Consider the following 17,579-nt stretch of genomic DNA (forward strand, 5'->3'; position numbering starts at 1 on the left):
CGCCCAGAATGCGCCACCTCACCCGTCACAGCTTTTGCGAGGTTCATCATGTACACCGCCATCGGATACGCCGCCCAGTCGGCCACCACTCCCCTCGCCCCCGTGAAGTTCGAGCGCCGCAGCCCACGGGCCGACGACGTTGCGATCGACATTCTCTACTGCGGCGTCTGCCATTCCGACATCCATCAGGCACGCAACGAGTGGGGCATTGCCGTCTATCCGCTGATGCCTGGCCACGAGATCGTAGGCAAAGTTACCGCCATCGGTGCGAACGTCACCCAGCACAAAGTCGGCGACCTGGTTGGCGTCGGCTGCATGGTTGATTCCTGCCGCAGTTGCGAAGCCTGCCAGTCGAACCTCGAGCAATACTGCCTCGAAGGTCCGACCATGACCTACGCCACCCCGGACCGCGTCGACGGCAGCAACACCATGGGCGGCTATTCCGACAGCATCGTGGTCAGCGAACACTTCGTGGTGCGCATCCCCGAGAAACTCGACCCGGCCAGCGCCGCGCCGATCCTGTGTGCCGGCATCACCACCTATTCGCCGCTCAAGCACTACGGGGTGAAAGCGGGCGACAAGGTCGGGATTCTCGGCATGGGCGGCCTCGGCCACATGGGCATCAAGTTCGCCAAGGCAATGGGCGCTGAAGTGACGCTGTTCACTCGCTCGGCGAGCAAGGCTGAAGAAGGTCGTCGCCAGGGTGCGGACCACGTGATCGTGTCCACCGATGCCGAACAGATGAAGGCCGCCGCAGGACATTTCGACTTCCTGCTGGACACCATTCCGGTGCAGCACGACCTCAATCCCTACCTCGATACGCTACGTTTCGACGGCGTGCACATTCTGGTGGGCTTGATCGAACCGGTCGATCCACCGGTCCACGCCGCCAAACTGGTATTGGGCCGTCGTGTGCTGGCCGGCTCGCTGATCGGTGGCATCGCCGAAACCCAGGAGGTGCTGGATTTCTGCGCCGAGCACAACATCACCTGCGACATCGAAATGCTCGACATCCGCCAGATAAACGAGGCTTACGCCCGCATGATCGCGGGTGACGTGAAGTACCGCTTCGTCATCGATATGGCCACGCTGAAGGTCTAATCAGACCTTGGCGCCAAGCTCCGCCGAAAGCCGGGCTGTGACCCCTTTGATCAGGGGAATCAGCTCGGCCATTTTCTCCAGCGGCATATACGGCACGGTGCTGGCGATGCTGATGCCGGCAACGATGCGCTTGCTGGCATCACGGATCGGCGCCGCCACACAGCGGATCGACGGTTCGTTATCTTCCAGATCGAATGCATAACCGCCCGCCACATACTCGACCATGCGCTGCTGAAACTGCTCCCAGGACTGCTCCGGGTGCTGCGGCCAGAACTGGTTTTTCCCACCCGCCGGCAAGCTGACTTCGTAAAGCCGTTGCCACTCTTCCTGCGTGTCATCGAGCATCAGTGCCTTGCCGATCCCGGTACGCGCCAACGGCATGCGATGGCCGACCCGCGAACGCATTTCCGGACCATTGCGCCCCGGATTCTTGTGCAGGTACAGCACCTCGTCGCCTTCACGAATCGCCAGATGAATGGTGTCGCCGGTCAACGCCGACAACTCATCCAGATACGGCCCGGCCAATGTGACCAGCGGCAATTCTTCACGCGCCTGGAAGCCCAGTTCGATCAGCTTCGGCCCCAACAGATAACCGACTTGCGGCACCACACGCAGATAACGCTCGTCCACCAGGCAACTGGCCAGACGATGGGTGGTGCTGCGCGTGGTACCGATCAGCCGGGCGATCTCCTTGAGATCGCGGGCACCACTGGCCACGGCCTGAACCACACCCAATCCACGAAGCAGTGTCTGGGTGCCAGTCGGTGCGGCGTCCTTGGCGATTTTTGGGGCGTCTTCCTGCATATCCAGCCTTTACCGTTGAGCGAGTGAACGGGCGGCATTATGGTCGCCCGAATGCCGCAACTACAACTTGATACGCTCGACTTTGCCGACCAGCAAGATGTAGGAAAGTGCGCCAATCAACGCCAGAACCGAGATATAGGTGATCGCGGGAGCGAACGAATCACCGGTCGCGAGGAAACCGATGACGATCGGCGTGGTAATCGCCGACAGGTTGCCGATGAAGTTGAACACCCCACCGGTCAACCCGAGCAATCGCGCCGGGGCCAACGTCGAAACCAGCGACCAGGTGATCGAAGCCAGCCCGTTACCGAAGAACGCCAACGCGAGGAAGGCAATCACCAGCGGTGTCGACTCGACGAAGTTGGCGCCGATGATCGAAGTGGAAATCAGCAGGCCGCCAATGATCGGCAACTTGCGGGCAAAACCCACGGTGTAGCCGCGGCGGATCAGCCCGTCGGAGAAGAACCCGGAACAGAGCACACCGACGAAGGCGGCGAGAAACGGCAGCGACGCCAACAGGCCGGACTTGATGAAGTCCATACCGCGATATTTCACCAGGTAGGTCGGGAACCACGTCAGAAAAAACCACAACGTCGAGTTGAGGCAGAACTGGCCGAGATAAATGCCCCACAACTTGCGCTTGGTCAGCACGATGCCGAGGTCGGTCCAGCTGAGTTTGGCTTTGACTTTGGCTTGTTCAGCCTGGATATCCACCAGCCCGCCACATTCGCGGATCAGCTCGATTTCGGCGTCATTGGCGCCTTTGAAATCCCGTGGCTCGCGATACACCGCGTACCAGATCACCGCCCAGAGAATGCCCACCGCACCGGTGCTGACAAACACCATGTGCCAGCCATATTGATGCTGCAGCCAGGCCAACACCGGCGTCAGGAACGCCAGACCGACGAATTGCCCGGACGTGTAGAAACCGATGGCTGTGGCGCGTTCACGCTCAGGAAACCAGGTGGTGACCACACGGCTGTTGATCGGGTACGCCGGCGCTTCCAGCGCACCGACTGCCATGCGCAACACGAACAGTGCGATGAAGCTGGCGGCGAAGCCGAGCATCACCGTGGCAATCGACCACAGCAGCAATGCGACGCTATAAAGAATCCGCGGCGGTACCCGATCCACCAGCCAGCCGCCGGGAATTTGCATGGCGGCGTAAGTCCAGCCGAATGCCGAGAAAATCAGCCCGACGTGGATCGGATCGATGCCCAGTTCACTGGTGAGTGCCGGGGCGGCGATGGACAGGTTGCTACGGTCCAGGTAGTTGATCACCACGGTGATAAACAGCAGCACCATGATGAAAAAACGCTTGCGACTGGGCGTCACCAACGACGCCTGCCCGGTGAGGGTTTGCGGGTGCATGGGGAATGCCTCTTCTTATGTTTGTTGAGGTCGATGTGAAATCGGGGGGTTGCCGTAAATCATCCTGTCCATGGAGATCTAATTGTGGGAGCCAGCCTGCTGGCGATCGCGGTGGGTCAGTCACCAAAAATGCTGGATGTGCCGACCAAATCGCCAGCAGGCTGGCTCCCACAGGGATTTGCGGTGGGTCAGTGATCACTCACCACTCGGCAAAACTGCCATCGGCATGGCGCCAGATCGGGTTGCGCCAGCGGTGGCCGACGGCCGCGCGTTCGATCACGTATTCCTCGTTGATCTCGATCCCCAGGCCCGGGCCATTCGGGATTTTCACGAAGCCTTTGTCGTAGTCGAACACCCGCGGATCCTTGACGTAATCCAGCAGGTCATTGCTCTCGTTGTAGTGGATGCCCAGGCTCTGTTCCTGGATGAACGCGTTGTAGCAAACCGCATCCAGCTGCAAACACGCCGCCAGTGCAATCGGGCCCAGCGGGCAGTGCAGCGCCAGCGCCACGTCGTAGGCTTCAGCCATGTTGGCAATCTTGCGGGTTTCGGTGATACCGCCGGCGTGAGACGCGTCCGGCTGAATGATGTCGACATAACCTTCACTGAGCACACGCTTGAAATCCCAGCGCGAGAACAGCCGCTCACCTAGGGCAATCGGGGTGCTGGTCATCGGCGCCAATTCTTTCAGCGCTTCGTAGTTTTCGCTGAGCACCGGCTCTTCGATGAACATCAGTTTGTACGGATCGAGTTCCTTCATCAGCACCTTGGCCATGGGCTTGTGCACCCGGCCATGGAAGTCCACACCGATGCCGACGTTCGGCCCCACCGCATCGCGCACGGCGGCGACGTTGGCCAGGGCCAGGTCGACTTTTTCGAAGGAGTCGAGAAATTGCAGCTCTTCGGTGCCATTCATTTTGACTGCTGTGAAACCACGCTCGACCGCTTCTTTCGCAGCGCGAGCGGTGTCCGCCGGGCGATCACCACCGATCCACGAATAAACGCGAATCTTGTCCCGCACCTGCCCACCGAGCAGGTCGCTGACCGACACACCCAAAGCCTTGCCCTTGATGTCCCACAACGCCTGGTCGATGCCGGCCAGCGCGCTCATGTGGATCGCGCCGCCCCGGTAGAAGCCGCCGCGGTACAGCACGGTCCAGATGTCTTCAATATTGCGTGGGTCTTTGCCGATCAGGTAGTCGGACAATTCTTCAACAGCAGCGGCGACCGTGTGAGCGCGGCCTTCGACCACGGGTTCGCCCCAGCCGGTCACGCCCTCGTCGGTTTCGACCTTGAGGAAGCACCAGCGTGGCGGAACGATGAAGGTGGTCAGTTTGGTGATTTTCATCTCGTGCTCTCTTTTTATAAATGCAGCGCTTATAGATGTAGCGCTCGGCGCCAAAAAGTCTTAACGCAGAGCGTTCCATGCAGCGACATATGCCTTGGCGTTTACCGCCACTTCCTCAGGTGTCATGCCCGGTTTGAACAACCCGGAACCGAGGCCGAAACCTTTGACGCCCGCGTCGATAAAAACCTGCATGTTGTCCGGCGTGATCCCGCCGACCGGCGCCAGAATCGTTCCCGCAGGCAGCACTGCGAGCCAGGCTTTGACGACTGCCGGGCCCATCTGCTCGGCCGGGAACATCTTCAGCACATCCGCCCCTTCGGCCAATGCCGCAAAGGCCTCAGTCGGCGTCGCCACACCCGGCGACAGGAACAACCCCGCCGCTTTCGCTGCGCGCAACACCTTGGCATCGCTGTGCGGCATGACGATCACCTGGCCGCCCGCCGCTTTCACTTGCTCGACCTGCTCCGGCGTCAACACCGTGCCGGCACCGATCAGGCAATCGGCGGGCAAAATACTGCGCAGGATGCGGATACTTTCGTACGGCTCAGGGGAATTGAGCGGCACTTCGATGACGCGAAATCCGGCGGCGTAAAGGACTTCGCCGATGGCTGCCGCTTCTTGCGGGCACAGGCCACGCAAAATCGCGATCAGACCGTTTTGCGCCAATGCTTGCTTGAGCATGTCAGACCTCCAGTCAGGAACGGGATGGGTTGGGTGTGATCAGTCCGGCAGCAACCGCCAACTGCCACAAGCCGCGTTCGGTAGCCTGTTCGGCCAGGGTCACCCGGGCAAAACCACAAGCGTCGAGCGCCCGGCTGTAGCGGGCACAGAGTTGGGAATTGCCGATGAGGATGATCGAAGGCAGATGAACGCTGTTGCGTCGGCGTCGCTGAACATTGGCCAGCGCCGAAAGCTCATGGCCGATCAACAAGCCGGACAAGTAATCCGGTTGGGCGGTGGCGCTGAGTTCGCCAGTCAACCCGAGGCTGCGAGCACTGAACAATGTCGACAACGGCCCGATCTCGCCATCCGCCGACAGCGCCACCTGCACACCACGATCAAAGGCTTGGCCATCGAAGGACGCACCCTTTTGCTGAGTGCGCCCGAGAATGCTGTGCTCGCTGAGCACGGCGAAGACTTCGCCGGTCATGAAGGTATCGAAATGCACGATGCAGCCGTCGGCCACTTCCACCCATTTCGAATGACTGCCCGGCAGACCGATCAACAGATCGTTGCCCGCCTCGCCCGTCAGATTGTGCAGAACGCCGAGCACTTGGGTTTCTTCGCCACGCATCACGTTTGGCAAACGAGAACGCTGAATCACGCCCGGCACAATGTGCACGTCGACACCGCGAACACTACGAACCGTTTGTAGGGAGATTCCGAGATTGGCGACGTTCGCCGGCGTATCGCGGTAAGCCGCTTCACGCCAGCCTTGTGCGCTGCCGACCATGCCGCAAGCAATCACCGGCAAATCGGGCTGCGCGTCGAGCCAGTCACCGCAGGCCTCATCGAAGGCCAGTTCAAAACCGTCGGTACATTCCTGACCCGCAATCATTCGCGGCGTCCTGGGCAGCTGCATGATCCCCGATGACAGCGAACGCTGTTCGAGCACCTGGCCACCGGCGGTGAGTTTGTAAGCACGTAATGAGGTTGTCCCCCAATCGAGCGCGATCAATTGCGCCAGCATCGCTTCACCTGTTTTGTTTATTGGCAGTGAGTGAGCTGGACTATAAACCCGGACGCACAAAAATCTCAATATATAAATATCACTCCCATATTATGGGATTTACAAGTGTGACAAGTTTTTCTACGACGACGCTTTAAAATGCCGGGCCATTGCAGCCGTACACCCAATCAAGGAAGAAAAATGAAGATTGCTTCAAAGGCTCTGCTGTTATGCGGCGTGCTCTGGTCCATGGCGGCCTTCAGCGCATCGAAAGACTTGAAGGTCGGTGATATCTGGGCCTACAAAAACCGGCCGGGCGAGGATGGATCGACACTCACGATCCTGAAAATCGAAAATTATCCGAAACTGGGCAAGGTCATTCACATCAGGGTGGACGGTTTTCGGATGATCAATCCGGTGACAGGCAATGAGTTCAACGACATGCCTCACCTGCCCTTCCAGGCAAAAGCCCTGGAACGCAGCATCACGCACCGGGTGGGGGAAACCGCAGATGTTCCGGATTTCAGTCAGGGTTATACGGCGTGGAAAGCGGCGTTTGACGAAGGGAAGGCCGGGGCTTTCAAGATTACCGTTCGACAAGTCCTCGACGGATTGATCAATAGTAATTGGGAAGCCAGTGACTGAGTGAGAGGCTGCTTTTTCCCGGTAAACAACCTCGCATCACCTAGGCTTGTTTTACTGTTTAGAAATAGCCTTCAACAGTTCCGCGGTCGGCACGTGCATGACCTTGGAGAAGTACGTATTGTATGTGGTGGTATGAACTCGAAACACGCACGAAATAAAATCACGTTTCTTCAATAGCAGAATCAGGGCCTCTCCTTCCAAATAGTCCTCTCCTCCTTTTCCGCTTTCTGACTCACTAAAAACGACATTCGCTCGATAGAGCAATGACGCCGGCTCAATCACTTTTCCTACCAAGCCAAAACCGGAACGCTTTATATGGTGTGCTTCGGTAAAATCCAGATCATCTTCTAAAGAACAGACAAGCCCCTCACCTATTCGCGACTTGAATAACTGAAGAAGCTCCACATCGGAAGTGAAATAAATCTGGTAAAGCCCAGTATTACGAAGTTCCTTTACACTGGAGTATTCAAGCGTTGCGATAGGTCTTCCATGATTGAGAGAACAAGATGCACTCATCAAGATTGTTAAAAACAAAAAAACCTTATGCATCCAGAGTCACTCCCTAAAGTAGCTCAAAATCGACTCGTTGAATATTTGCCGAGCAGACTTGCCACCAGGCAATGTCTGCACAAACATCCTGTCGGCATCGGCATGGTTAACGTCCACCCGCCCCATGACATTAGGTCCCTGTGTTACTTGCCACTGTTCACCAAAGTCCGCGACCAGGTCCGACACATTCCAGTCGACCGCTGCAGCCCGAATATTAACCCAGTATTCAGCCTTGGGTATTGGCTCCCGTCTATAGATACTTGAGATGCCGTAGACGATTTTCCCTTCTCCTACTGGATCCAGTGTAATCAGCATTTTTACTTTGAAGCCTTTGTCTGTCAGCACACTGGAAAGGTGGGCACCGTTCCAACCACCGAGACTGTGGCCGACGATGTAAATCGCGGTGGAGCAATTAGGTATTCGACTCAACACATTGCGTTCAAGATCATCATTACTAATAAACGAATTATAACTGAGCGCCCACGACGGACAGCGCTTCAAAATCTCCAACTGCTTTGCGTCATCAACAGCAACCCGACGCACATAATCGATATTATTATTGGGTCCAGTACCGTAATAACTTTCCTGATCGCCTGCACCACCAATAAAAAATATAACCAAGTCTCGCAAAATAACAGATACCTGTTTAACAGACTGGTCCGTTTTACAGGTCAACGTTTGGTTTTTTACATCTCTTTCAGGCAACTCTTGTTTCACCGCTGCAGCTTCACCAGCCATGCCAATCACTCCACAAACAATTTAATGGTCTCGGCCAAATGAGAACTGACGGTGTGAGTAAAACCGGACGCATCCGTAACGCCATGCTCTTCGCTGCCGTCACCACGCTGAATGGTGTATGGGTGATAAGGAATCGGCTCACCGGTCGCGTCATTCACCACTTGTAATCTGTCGGTAAAATGCACCGGCATCGGAAGCAACCCACTAAAGGCTGCTCCGCCTCCGCTTTGTCCGATGATAACGGTCCCGGAACCGCCGATGACTACGTTGCCGTGCCCGCCCGTGCTATCGAGGGTTGCAGCGTTGAGACCATTGATGAATACCGTACCCGAAACAGCACCGGTAATTGGGCTGCCACAGGCAGATTTGTCCGTCATGCGAGCAGCGGCCAGACCATCGAGGAAAACATCTGGCGATCCAGAAATAATCGGATTGGTGCCATGTCCTGGTCACGGGCACGACGTAGGGTCGGTAACGCGCGCAGCAGGTTTTCCACTCAAGTCAAAGCTCCTTGCTTTTGAGTTTTAAAGCGATGTGGCAAACATCTACGGTGCAAAAGAAAAGCACCAACAGCGTTCAACCAAATCGGACAGTCGATGGCGATCGTGACGAATGTCGAGAGATGAAGATGCCAAAGGCATTGCAGGTGTCATCCGTGAGCGCGCAAAGGCGAACAGAATGCCGGACTAGAGCGGTGGCGACAACTGATTCAGCAGCCCATTGCCATCAGCGATCACCGCCCCTCGGCAAACTCCCGCAACACCGCCCCGTCCATCCGATACCGCACCCACTCTTCCTGCGGCTGCGCACCCAATGACTTGTAGAACTCGATCGCGGGTTTGTTCCAGTCCAGCACGCTCCACTCAAATCGACCGCAATCATTGGCGCAGGCGATTTTCGCCAAGTGACGCAGCAAGGTTTTACCCGCGCCGCCACCGCGTTGTTCGGGGGTGATGTAGAGGTCTTCGAGGTACAGGCAGTTGCTGCCGAGCCACGTGGAATAGCTGAAGAAAAACACCGCGAAGCCGATCGGCGAGCCGTCGCGCAGGCAGATCAGACCGTGGGCGGTGGCGCCTTCGCTGAACAGGCTGCGCTCGATGTCGGCGACGCTGGCGATGACTTCGTGGCGGGCACGTTCGTAGTCGGCCAGTTCGGTGATGAACCCGAGGATTTGCGGTGCATCGCTCGGGGTCGCCGGGCGGATCTCGATCGTCATGGACGTGCCTTCGTCAAAAGTTGAAAACGCCATACTAAGTCGGCGAGCGACGCTCGTCACACTGGAAATTCAAAGCTGATCCATGGAGCATGTGTAGCCGCTGGCGAAGCCTGCTGCTACAGGACTATGTCGCTGCAAAAGACGTTTTCACTTAACAGGATGTTTATGAACACTGATGCTTTCGCACCACTGCAACTCCTCGCTGCGCAACTGCTGCCCCACGCGCTGGAACCCTCAGAGGACGGCGCTCACGATCTGTCGCACTTGCAGCGGGTCTGGCACAACGTGCAAACACTCCATGCGCAAGAAGATGGTGATCTTGAAGTGTTGCTCGCGGCAGTGCTGTTGCACGATTGCGTGGCGGTAGAGAAGAACTCGCCGCTGCGTTCTCAGGCGTCGCGGTTGGCCGCCGAGAAGGCATCGAAATTGTTGGTGGACATGGCCTGGCCAGACGCAAAAGTCAGCGCGGTTGCCCACGCCATCGAAGCGCACAGTTTTTCCGCCAACATCACGCCGACCACGCTCGAAGCGAAAATCATGCAGGACGCCGACCGCCTCGACTCCCTTGGCATGCTCGGCGTGGCGCGCACCTTTTACATCGCCGGACGTATGGGCAGCGCGTTGTACGACCCAGAGGATCCCGAGGCGAAGGACCGGGACTACGATGACAAACGTTTTTGCCTCGACCATTTCCAGACCAAGCTGCTGCACCTGGCGGATGGATTCCAGACGACCACCGGCCAGCGTCTGGCGCAGACTCGCCACGAACGGTTGAAGGGGTTCATGGTGTTGTTCAAGGAAGAAATAGGCGTCTGCTAAACGCATTACTCCGGCCAGCGCTAACCCTGAAATCGAAAACCTCAGACTTAACATCGACGCCTTGCGTGATAGATAGATGAAGCTCTCTTCTATCGGGTCAAGGAACCGCGTCATGCCTAGCGCAACACCCCAAGTCTCCAGCAGGTTGTTCGGCCTGTTTTGCCTGGCCAGCTATCTGCTGTCGCTGTCCTATGGCTCGACCTTTTTGCTGTCGTTGTTGATCGGTTCCCGCGGCGGCAACGAGCACGATGCCGGCAGTGTGATTTCGGCGGCGATGCTCAGTACGTTTGCAGCGGTAATCGTCTCCGGGCACTTGTCCGATTTGCTCGGCGCGGCGCGCTCGATTGCGCTGCTCGGCATTCTGCTGGTGGCCGCCAGCCTGGGCTTCGCCCTGGCGCCAGGCTTCGGCAATCTGCTGTTGTTTTTCGGACTCTTGCTGGGGCTGGGTTGGGGCGTGTTCTACACCCTCGGGCCGATCATCGTGGCGAGTCTGGTAACGCCTGCCCAACGCGCGAAATACTTTGCGCTGCTGTCGGGCAGCATGATGACCGGGATCGGCAGCGGTCCCTTGTTAGGCCGCGCTGCCAGTGCACTCGGCTATCCGATCACCGCGGCGTTTTACCTCGCGGCGCTGGCCAGCCTGATCGGCGTATTGCTGTTCTGGCGGTTGGATTCGCAGCTGAAAAAAGCGTCGGCCCACTCGGCAGCGGTGTCGCGAATTTCCTGGCGTGCAGCGGCGCAAGTGCTGTCGTCCAGAGCGGTGTTTCCGATCATCATGGTCGGGCTTGGCGGGTGCGTTTTCGGCGGTCTGTCGAGTTTTCAAACCAGCTACGCGGCGGCGCGTTCACTCGACTATTCATTGTTCTTCCTCGGCTTCATGAGCGCAGCGATCAGCAGCCGCATGCTGATCGCCGGTTTCGTGGTCAAGCGCGACCCGTTCCGGGCGTCCTGCCTGTTGTCGGGCTTGATGATGGGCTCAATCCTGATGTTCGCTTTTGTGGTCAATGACGGGTTCAGCTACGTGCTGGCGGCGGTGATGCTCGGGGTCGGTTACGGGCTGACCTATTCGGTGATCAATGGCCTGGCGGCCAACGAGGCGCCGAACGGCACCACCGCGCAATCCTTGCTGCTGTTCAGCCTGTCCTACTTTATCGGTGTGTTTGGTTTTCCGTTGCTGGCCGGAAAAATCATCGTGAAACAGGGGATGGCGTCGTTGTTGCTCACGGTGTTGGCGGTTGCTGTATTGAATTGGCTGATCAGCGTCGGCCGGCTGGTCTGGCGCCGAAGCGTTACCAGCAAAGCGCTGCAGCAGGCCTAGACCGTTCGTCGTTCATCAGGCACCAATCCAAATCGGGGGCGGACCAACATCAGGTAAGGATTCTAATTAAATGGACCTATCCACATCCATGAAGAGGTAACCATGAACGTCGATAAAAACCTTGAGAAAGAAGTCCTGACCCGTCTGCTGCATGCCCACCCAACCGGTTTGGGTAAAGAGGTCCTGGACAATTACCGGGGGGAGAGAGTCGTGGCCAGCACCCTCGCCACGCTGCAGGATCGTGGATTGATCCAGCACGGTCATGTGATCTGCAACGAGGCCGGTGAGCACTCGTTGAACTTGCCGATCAAACTCAGTGCCACAGGGGTGGAGGCGGCGCGCAAGCTGGATATTTAAACAGCTGAGGACCCTTTCGCGAGCAGGCTCGCTCCCACAGGGATCTGCGTACGCTGCAGATTCAATGTGGGAGCGAGCCTGTCTCCGGGCGGCGATCCGACGAAGACGTCAGATCAGCCACCAAAGGTCTTGCGGATTAACGCATCCACCTCAGCAGTCCCCGGCGAAGTCGCCGGCCCCCACCGAGTGACCGCCAACGCAGCCGCCGCATTAGCCCGCCGCGCCGCCTCACTCGCCGACAATCCTTGCGCCAACCCGGCCACAAATACCCCGGCATGCGCATCCCCCGCGCCGTTGCTGTCCACCGCCTCAACCTTGAAACCCGGCACATGCTGGCGGTCTCCACGCTGGCTGATCCAGCACCCTTGCGGGCCGTCACGAACCACCATCAAGACGTCGGCCGGCAGATGATCGGCCAACCGGTTCAAGGCCTCGGCAATGTCCGCCGCACCGGTAAACTTCAACGCCTCGACGCTGTTGCTGGTCCACAGATCGATGCGCGCCAGCAAGGCTTGCATCAACGGCTCATCCGGCGAATCCACCAGCGGGCCCGGATCGAAAACCACGTTGATTCCTCGCGGCAAATCCAGCACCCAATCCACCAGCGCCTGGGCTTTGCCGCCATGCAGCAGGCTGTAGCCGCTGACGTAGACATAGTCACCCACCTCGGCCGGCACGCTGGCCAAATCCTCGGCCGTCAGCTCACCTTCGGCACCGATATAGGAAATGAAACTGCGCTCGGCCGAGGCTTCGGTCAACGCGACGCACAATCCCGTATCCCGTTCGGCTCGGTGAGTGATGCCGATCCGAATGCCTTCAGCCTTCATCGCCTCGCGCGCCAGATCGCCGAAACGCCCGGTGCCGTGGCGCCCGAGGTAAACCACCGGCAAACCATTGCGCTGGGCGGCAGCCATCACATTGAAGCCGCCGCCAGCCTCAAAACTGGCGGATTGCGCCAGCACATCGCCGCCCGAATGTGGCAGTTTATCCACGGCCATGACCAGGTCGATGATGACCTGGCCGGTGTGCAGCAATCTAGGCATGAGCGTTCTCGACCAACGCGGCGCGACGATCCCTGGCGCCACCCAGCACAAAGTAAATCCCGCCGGCCACCAGGAACGTCACGATCCAGCCGAGGCCGTTATGGCCCAGCCAGGAGTCGGACAGGAAACCTCGGAACCACACGGTTTGTTCGGTCGTGCCGATGGTGGTGAAGCTGAAGCCCAGCACGATCGCCACCGCCCACGCACCGAAGGCGCGCCACTCGACACCGCCGCTGTACCAGTAAGCGCTGCTCGGGCTGACGTCCAGCAGGTCTTTGGGGCTGTAGTAATGACGATGGATCAGGTCGACGACAAAGATCCCGACCCACGCGGTGATCGGCACCGCCAGCAGCGAAATGAAGGTAATGAACGGGCCGTAGAAACTGTCGGCGATCAGCATGAAATAAATCGAACCGGCGAAGATCGCGACGATGTCCACCACCACCGCGTAAACGCGTTTGACCTTCAGGCCGAGGGTCAGCGTGGTCAAACCGGCGGAGTACACCGACAGGTTGTTCGACAGCAGCAACCCGCCGAACGCGGTGATCAGGTACGGCACAGCCATCCAGGTTGGCAGCATGTCGCGGATCGCGATGATCGGGTCGGTGGCGGAGGCCAGGTCATTGTTGCCCACTGAAAGCAGGCCGCCGAGGGTGATCAGCAACACCAGCGGAATCCCCGCACCGAACGCTGCCGACGCCACCAGGCGTGCGGCTTTGACGCTGCGGTGCTGGTAGCGCGACATGTCGGCACCGGCATTGGCCCAACCAATCCCGGTGCCGGCAGCCATGGTGCCGACGCCGATGATCATCGCGCTAAGCGGTGCCGGTGTGGCATTGAACACCGCGCTCCAGTCGATGGTGGCGCAGAGGAAACCGCCGACCAGAATGTTCAGCGCACCGAACACGTAGGTTGCCCACTTCTGGATCACCAGCAAGGTGGCGTGACCGAGGCCCGACACCGACAGGGTCAGCAGCACGAAAATCGCAATGAAAATCAACGTCAGCACGGGTGCGCTTTTGGCTTCCACCGGCGAGCCGAACAGGATCGAGCACAGCGACAACAGCACGAACGCGGCGGTGGTGGTGTTGACGGTTTCCCAGCCCAGACGCGACATCAGCGAGACCAGGGTCGGACCGATGTTGCCGCGTACACCGAAGATCGCTCGCGACAACGTCAGGCTCGGTGCGCGACCACGGCGACCGGCAATGGAGATGATCCCGACCACCGCGAAGGAACCGGCGGCACCCAGGATCGCGACGATGATCGCCTGCCAGATCGCCAAGCCGCGAAAGGCTACAAGGGTCGCACCCAGCGGCAGGCCGAGAATGGAGATGTTGGCAGCAAACCAGACCCAGAACAGCTGCAGCGGATGACCGTTGCACTCCGCTTCCGGCACGGGCTCGATGCCACGGGTTTCCAGTTGCCCGGCGCTTGGCCCGGCGTTCGATGAACTCATGTGAAATGCTCCTGTTGCCTTTGTTGTGGTTGTGGGCAATGACGGAAGACAAAACGACATCCCGGCTGTCCTGGCCAAGTCAGTGCGATCCATTGCGGATGAAAAATTCAAGTAGGCGGCGCGCCTATCGCGAGCAAGCTCGCGAAGACGTCAGTACTGTCAGCGCAAGGCCAACAGCCCTTGCACCAACGGTTCCAGCTCCAGATCGTTAACGGTTTTGACCTTGTCGATCATCGCCGTCGGCCAACTCTCAAGGCCCAGGCAGGCCCCGAGCATGGCGCCGAGAATCGCCGCGATGGTGTCAGTGTCGCCGCCAAGGCTCGCCGCCATGCACAGCGCTTCGAACGCGTTCATTTCACCAATGGCCACTTGCTGGGCCAGGGCAAACGAGACCACCACCGATTCCTGTGAAGCCACCGAAGTGCCGATCACGTCGTACATCAAGTCCGCCAGCAATGCCTTGTCGCTGTCGACACTGATGGTCCGCGCCCAGCTGATGCGCGAGGCGATGCGTCCGCCAGCCACCCAGTAACCGTGGCTTTCAGCTTGTTGAGCGATTTGCTGGCCGAGGTTCAACGCTTCGCCCAGGTCCATGCCGTTGATACCGGCCGAGACCACCGCCGCCACCGCCGCCGCGCTGGAGATGCCCAGCGTGGTGTTGTGGGTAACCTGGCAAGCCTGCACGACAGCGTTGATGAAACGCTCAGGGTTGGCGACATCCGCCGCAATCCCCACCGGCGTGATGCGCATCGCCGCGCCATTGGTGGTGCCGTAGCGCCCCGCTTCTTCCGGCGAGTGGCCGGCGAGGATCATCTCGATGGCACGTTTGGTCGAAGGGCCCAGCAAGTCTTGCGAGCCCTTGGCCTGCATCGCGGCTTCCCATTCGATCAACCGTTGGGCGAGCACCGACGGTTCGATCCGGCCCTCACCTTCAACCAGCAATTGGCCGACCAGAATCGCCTGTTCGGTGTCATCGGTGATCGAGCCTTTGAGCATGTTGGCGGCGATCGGTTGATCGGGGCCCGCGTCCTCCAGGTCAGTGATCTCGCCGAAGCGCACCTTGATCTCGGCACGGCTCAGGGATTGGGTCGGCATGCCCAGCGCGTCGCCCAGGGCCAGTCCGTAGAACGCGCCGAGGGCACGGTTGAGCGCGGTCATTTTGACTCTCCAAACTGCAGGTGCAGGCGAAAATGCACCGGGTCGAGCAAGCTTTCGACCTGCTCCATGAATCGGTTTTGCCGGTCGTAGGTGGTGCGCAAGGCCTTGAGGAAAACCGTGCCTTGCGGACGACCGAGCAGTTCGGCGTCTTCGGCGTTCAACGGTTCGGCGCCGATCCATTGATCGCCGCGCTCGCCGATATAGCCGTAAGCGGCCAGGGTGATGGTCAGGGAATTGTCGATAAGGCCGACCCGCGGCAGGCTTTCCAGGCCTCCGGTGGCGGGCATCAATGAGCGTTCAAGGGAGACCAGCTTGCCTTCGTTGGAACGGCGGCGACGGTCGAGGGTGATGAATTGGTCGGTGCCGAAACGCGGCAACAGGTCAGGACGGGTGACCGCCTCCAGCCGCAGCACTTCGGTATTGATCAGCGCCCCGCTGTCGGCCAGGGCCTGGGCCCAGCCGCTGCGTTGATCGAGCACCACACCGTCGAAGGTGACGATGGAACCCACCCCGCTTTGCGTCGCGATGTAATTGCGCCGTTTCAACTCAGCCAGGGCTTCGCGCAGCGTGCCGCGGCTGACTTTGAATTCTTGAGCCAATTGATGCTCGCCCGGCAACAGTAAGCCGTCCTCCATGAGGCCGCTTTCGATGCGCCGGATGAGTTCGTCGACCACCCGTTGTTTCTTGTCAAATCGTACCTGTCTAATCATGTACAACGTGATAACCGAAACGGGGTTGGGCGGGCAAGGGATATTTAGGGGAAGTGACGGGAGGTGGGATGTTCGGAGGTGTGTGGTGTCAGGTGAATCCACCCCTCACCCCAACCCTCCCGAAACGTCGGACCGCCCCAAGGGGTAGAGGGGGCTGACCGTGGGGAATTTTGAATTTATTGCGACCTGGAAGTCCAAGTCGAACTCAGGTTTTGAAAGGCTTGAAGATCTGCCCCCTTTCCCCCTCTCCCCACTGGGGAGAGGGCTGGGGTGAGGGGTGGTTCTTGAATCCCCCCAAATCTCAACGCTGTTTTAGTCGGTCGATGACAACGGCCAACAGCAAAATCGAACCCCGAATCACATACTGGTAAAACGTATCGATATTCTTCAGGTTCATAGCATTCTCAATGATCGCCAGAATCAAAACCCCGGCAATCACATGCCGGATCATGCCGATCCCGCCGCTCAACGACACCCCGCCCAACACGCAGGCAGAAATCACCGTCAGCTCAAAACCCTGGCCAATCATCGGCTGACCGGAGGTCATGCGCGACGCCAGAATCACCCCGGCCAACGCCCCGATCACGCCGTGCACGGCGAAGATGATGATCTTGGTCCGGTCAACGTTCACTCCGGCCAGCAATGCCGCTTCCTGATTACCGCCAATGGCCATGGTGTTGCGCCCGTAGGTGGTGTAATTCAGCAGCCAGCCGAAAAACAGGAAGCAAACGATGGTGATCAGAATCGGCACCGGCACACCCAACAACTGGCCGTTACCGAAGACGAAGAACTGCTCTTGCGACACGCCGACCGCTTTGCCGTTGGCGAAGATGTAAGCCAGGCCGCGAACGATCTGCATGGTCGCAAGTGTGGTAATCAACGCATTGACCCGCAGCTTGGCGATCACGATGCCGTTGATCAACCCGACGATCAGCCCCATGAACAGCGCCGCTACCACACCGAGAAACACGCTGTCGGTGTCGCGCATCACCACCGCGGCGACCACGCCGGCGCAGGCAATCACCGAACCCACCGACAAATCGAAGTGCCCGGACGCCAAGCAATACAACATGGTGCAAGCGGCAATCCCCGTCGTCGAAATCGCCAGGCCCAGGCCGCGCATGTTCAATGGCGAAAGGAAGTTATCGATCAGCACGGTGCAGAGCACGAAGATCCCGACGGCCGCCAGCAGCATCACCCAGTCATCGAGAAAGCGCCGCAGGTCCAGAGGTTTGCGCTGGGTGGGCAAAGCGTTGTTTTGGATTGTCATAGTC

At 58.9% G+C, this 17,579-nt stretch carries 18 protein-coding genes and 1 pseudogene; 5 read left to right on the plus strand and 14 right to left on the minus strand.

The genetic code is table 11. From position 1 onward, the window contains the following. Positions 1-48 precede the first annotated feature (48 nt). Positions 49-1,101, plus strand: coding sequence for an NAD(P)-dependent alcohol dehydrogenase (locus QFX16_RS21035; protein WP_283181187.1), 1,053 nt, complete (start codon positions 49-51; stop codon positions 1,099-1,101). Here the strand turns inward: QFX16_RS21035 and QFX16_RS21040 are convergent, their stop codons facing one another. The 5 genes from QFX16_RS21040 to QFX16_RS21060 all read right to left on the minus strand — a co-directional run bounded on the left by QFX16_RS21040 (position 1,102) and on the right by QFX16_RS21060 (position 6,314). Further along, entirely contained in the window at positions 1,102-1,905 is an 804-nt protein-coding gene (locus tag QFX16_RS21040; protein ID WP_008152270.1) for an IclR family transcriptional regulator, read from the minus strand. 60 nt (positions 1,906-1,965) lie between these two features. Next, positions 1,966-3,276, minus strand: coding sequence for an MFS transporter (locus QFX16_RS21045; protein ID WP_283181188.1), 1,311 nt, complete (start codon positions 3,274-3,276; stop codon positions 1,966-1,968). A gap of 199 nt (positions 3,277-3,475) precedes the next feature. After that, on the minus strand, positions 3,476-4,624 hold the full coding sequence (gene dgoD, locus QFX16_RS21050; protein WP_283181189.1) for a galactonate dehydratase: 1,149 nt from the start codon (positions 4,622-4,624) through the stop codon (positions 3,476-3,478). A gap of 60 nt (positions 4,625-4,684) precedes the next feature. Continuing rightward, positions 4,685-5,305, minus strand: a complete 621-nt coding sequence (locus tag QFX16_RS21055; RefSeq protein ID WP_283181190.1) for a 2-dehydro-3-deoxy-6-phosphogalactonate aldolase — start codon at positions 5,303-5,305, stop codon at positions 4,685-4,687. 13 nt (positions 5,306-5,318) lie between these two features. Then, a complete protein-coding gene (locus QFX16_RS21060; RefSeq protein WP_283181191.1) occupies positions 5,319-6,314 on the minus strand; it encodes a 2-dehydro-3-deoxygalactonokinase in 996 nt (331 codons plus the stop codon). A 180-nt stretch (positions 6,315-6,494) separates the two neighbouring features. Here QFX16_RS21060 and QFX16_RS21065 point away from each other — a divergent pair, with 180 nt between their 5' ends. Beyond that, on the plus strand, positions 6,495-6,938 hold the full coding sequence (locus QFX16_RS21065; protein WP_283181192.1) for a hypothetical protein: 444 nt from the start codon (positions 6,495-6,497) through the stop codon (positions 6,936-6,938). Positions 6,939-6,989: 51 nt separating this feature from the next. Here QFX16_RS21065 and QFX16_RS21070 read toward each other — a convergent pair whose 3' ends face one another. From QFX16_RS21070 to QFX16_RS21085, 4 genes and pseudogenes are all read right to left on the minus strand, one after another. Continuing rightward, entirely contained in the window at positions 6,990-7,487 is a 498-nt protein-coding gene (locus tag QFX16_RS21070) for a hypothetical protein (protein WP_283181193.1), read from the minus strand. 6 nt (positions 7,488-7,493) lie between these two features. Further along, on the minus strand, positions 7,494-8,225 hold the full coding sequence (locus QFX16_RS21075) for an alpha/beta hydrolase family protein (RefSeq protein ID WP_283181194.1): 732 nt from the start codon (positions 8,223-8,225) through the stop codon (positions 7,494-7,496). Positions 8,226-8,230: 5 nt separating this feature from the next. Then, positions 8,231-8,725 (minus strand): annotated as a pseudogene (locus QFX16_RS21080) (PAAR domain-containing protein). A gap of 233 nt (positions 8,726-8,958) precedes the next feature. Further along, entirely contained in the window at positions 8,959-9,441 is a 483-nt protein-coding gene (locus tag QFX16_RS21085) for a GNAT family N-acetyltransferase (protein WP_129437409.1), read from the minus strand. Between the two features lie 165 nt (positions 9,442-9,606). On the opposite strand from QFX16_RS21085, the gene QFX16_RS21090 reads away from it, so the two are divergent. The 3 genes from QFX16_RS21090 to QFX16_RS21100 all read left to right on the plus strand — a co-directional run bounded on the left by QFX16_RS21090 (position 9,607) and on the right by QFX16_RS21100 (position 11,935). Continuing rightward, positions 9,607-10,260, plus strand: coding sequence for an HD domain-containing protein (locus QFX16_RS21090; protein ID WP_283181195.1), 654 nt, complete (start codon positions 9,607-9,609; stop codon positions 10,258-10,260). A gap of 112 nt (positions 10,261-10,372) precedes the next feature. Further along, positions 10,373-11,578 carry an MFS transporter gene (locus QFX16_RS21095; RefSeq protein WP_283181196.1) on the plus strand — a complete coding sequence of 402 codons (1,206 nt, stop codon included), beginning with the start codon at positions 10,373-10,375 and terminating at the stop codon, positions 11,576-11,578. A gap of 102 nt (positions 11,579-11,680) precedes the next feature. Then, positions 11,681-11,935, plus strand: a complete 255-nt coding sequence (locus tag QFX16_RS21100; protein WP_283181197.1) for a hypothetical protein — start codon at positions 11,681-11,683, stop codon at positions 11,933-11,935. A gap of 113 nt (positions 11,936-12,048) precedes the next feature. Here the strand turns inward: QFX16_RS21100 and QFX16_RS21105 are convergent, their stop codons facing one another. The 5 genes from QFX16_RS21105 to araH form a co-directional block, all read right to left on the minus strand. After that, entirely contained in the window at positions 12,049-12,978 is a 930-nt protein-coding gene (locus QFX16_RS21105) for a PfkB family carbohydrate kinase (protein ID WP_283181198.1), read from the minus strand. Next, positions 12,971-14,437: a purine-cytosine permease family protein gene (locus tag QFX16_RS21110; protein ID WP_283181199.1), complete on the minus strand. Its 1,467-nt coding sequence runs from the start codon at positions 14,435-14,437 to the stop codon at positions 12,971-12,973. Before QFX16_RS21110 ends, QFX16_RS21105 begins: the two co-directional genes overlap by 8 nt. 159 nt (positions 14,438-14,596) lie before the next feature. After that, the gene (locus QFX16_RS21115) at positions 14,597-15,595 is read right to left on the minus strand and encodes an ADP-ribosylglycohydrolase family protein (protein ID WP_283181200.1); all 999 of its coding nucleotides are present in this window, start codon (positions 15,593-15,595) and stop codon (positions 14,597-14,599) included. Further along, a complete protein-coding gene (locus QFX16_RS21120) occupies positions 15,592-16,305 on the minus strand; it encodes a GntR family transcriptional regulator (protein ID WP_283181201.1) in 714 nt (237 codons plus the stop codon). The genes QFX16_RS21115 and QFX16_RS21120 overlap by 4 nt, the downstream gene beginning before the upstream one ends. A gap of 301 nt (positions 16,306-16,606) precedes the next feature. Continuing rightward, on the minus strand, positions 16,607-17,575 hold the full coding sequence (gene araH / locus QFX16_RS21125) for an L-arabinose ABC transporter permease AraH (protein ID WP_283181202.1): 969 nt from the start codon (positions 17,573-17,575) through the stop codon (positions 16,607-16,609). Between the last annotated feature and the right edge of the window lie 4 nt (positions 17,576-17,579).

Source organism: Pseudomonas svalbardensis, assembly GCF_030053115.1.
Lineage (GTDB): Bacteria > Pseudomonadota > Gammaproteobacteria > Pseudomonadales > Pseudomonadaceae > Aquipseudomonas > Aquipseudomonas svalbardensis.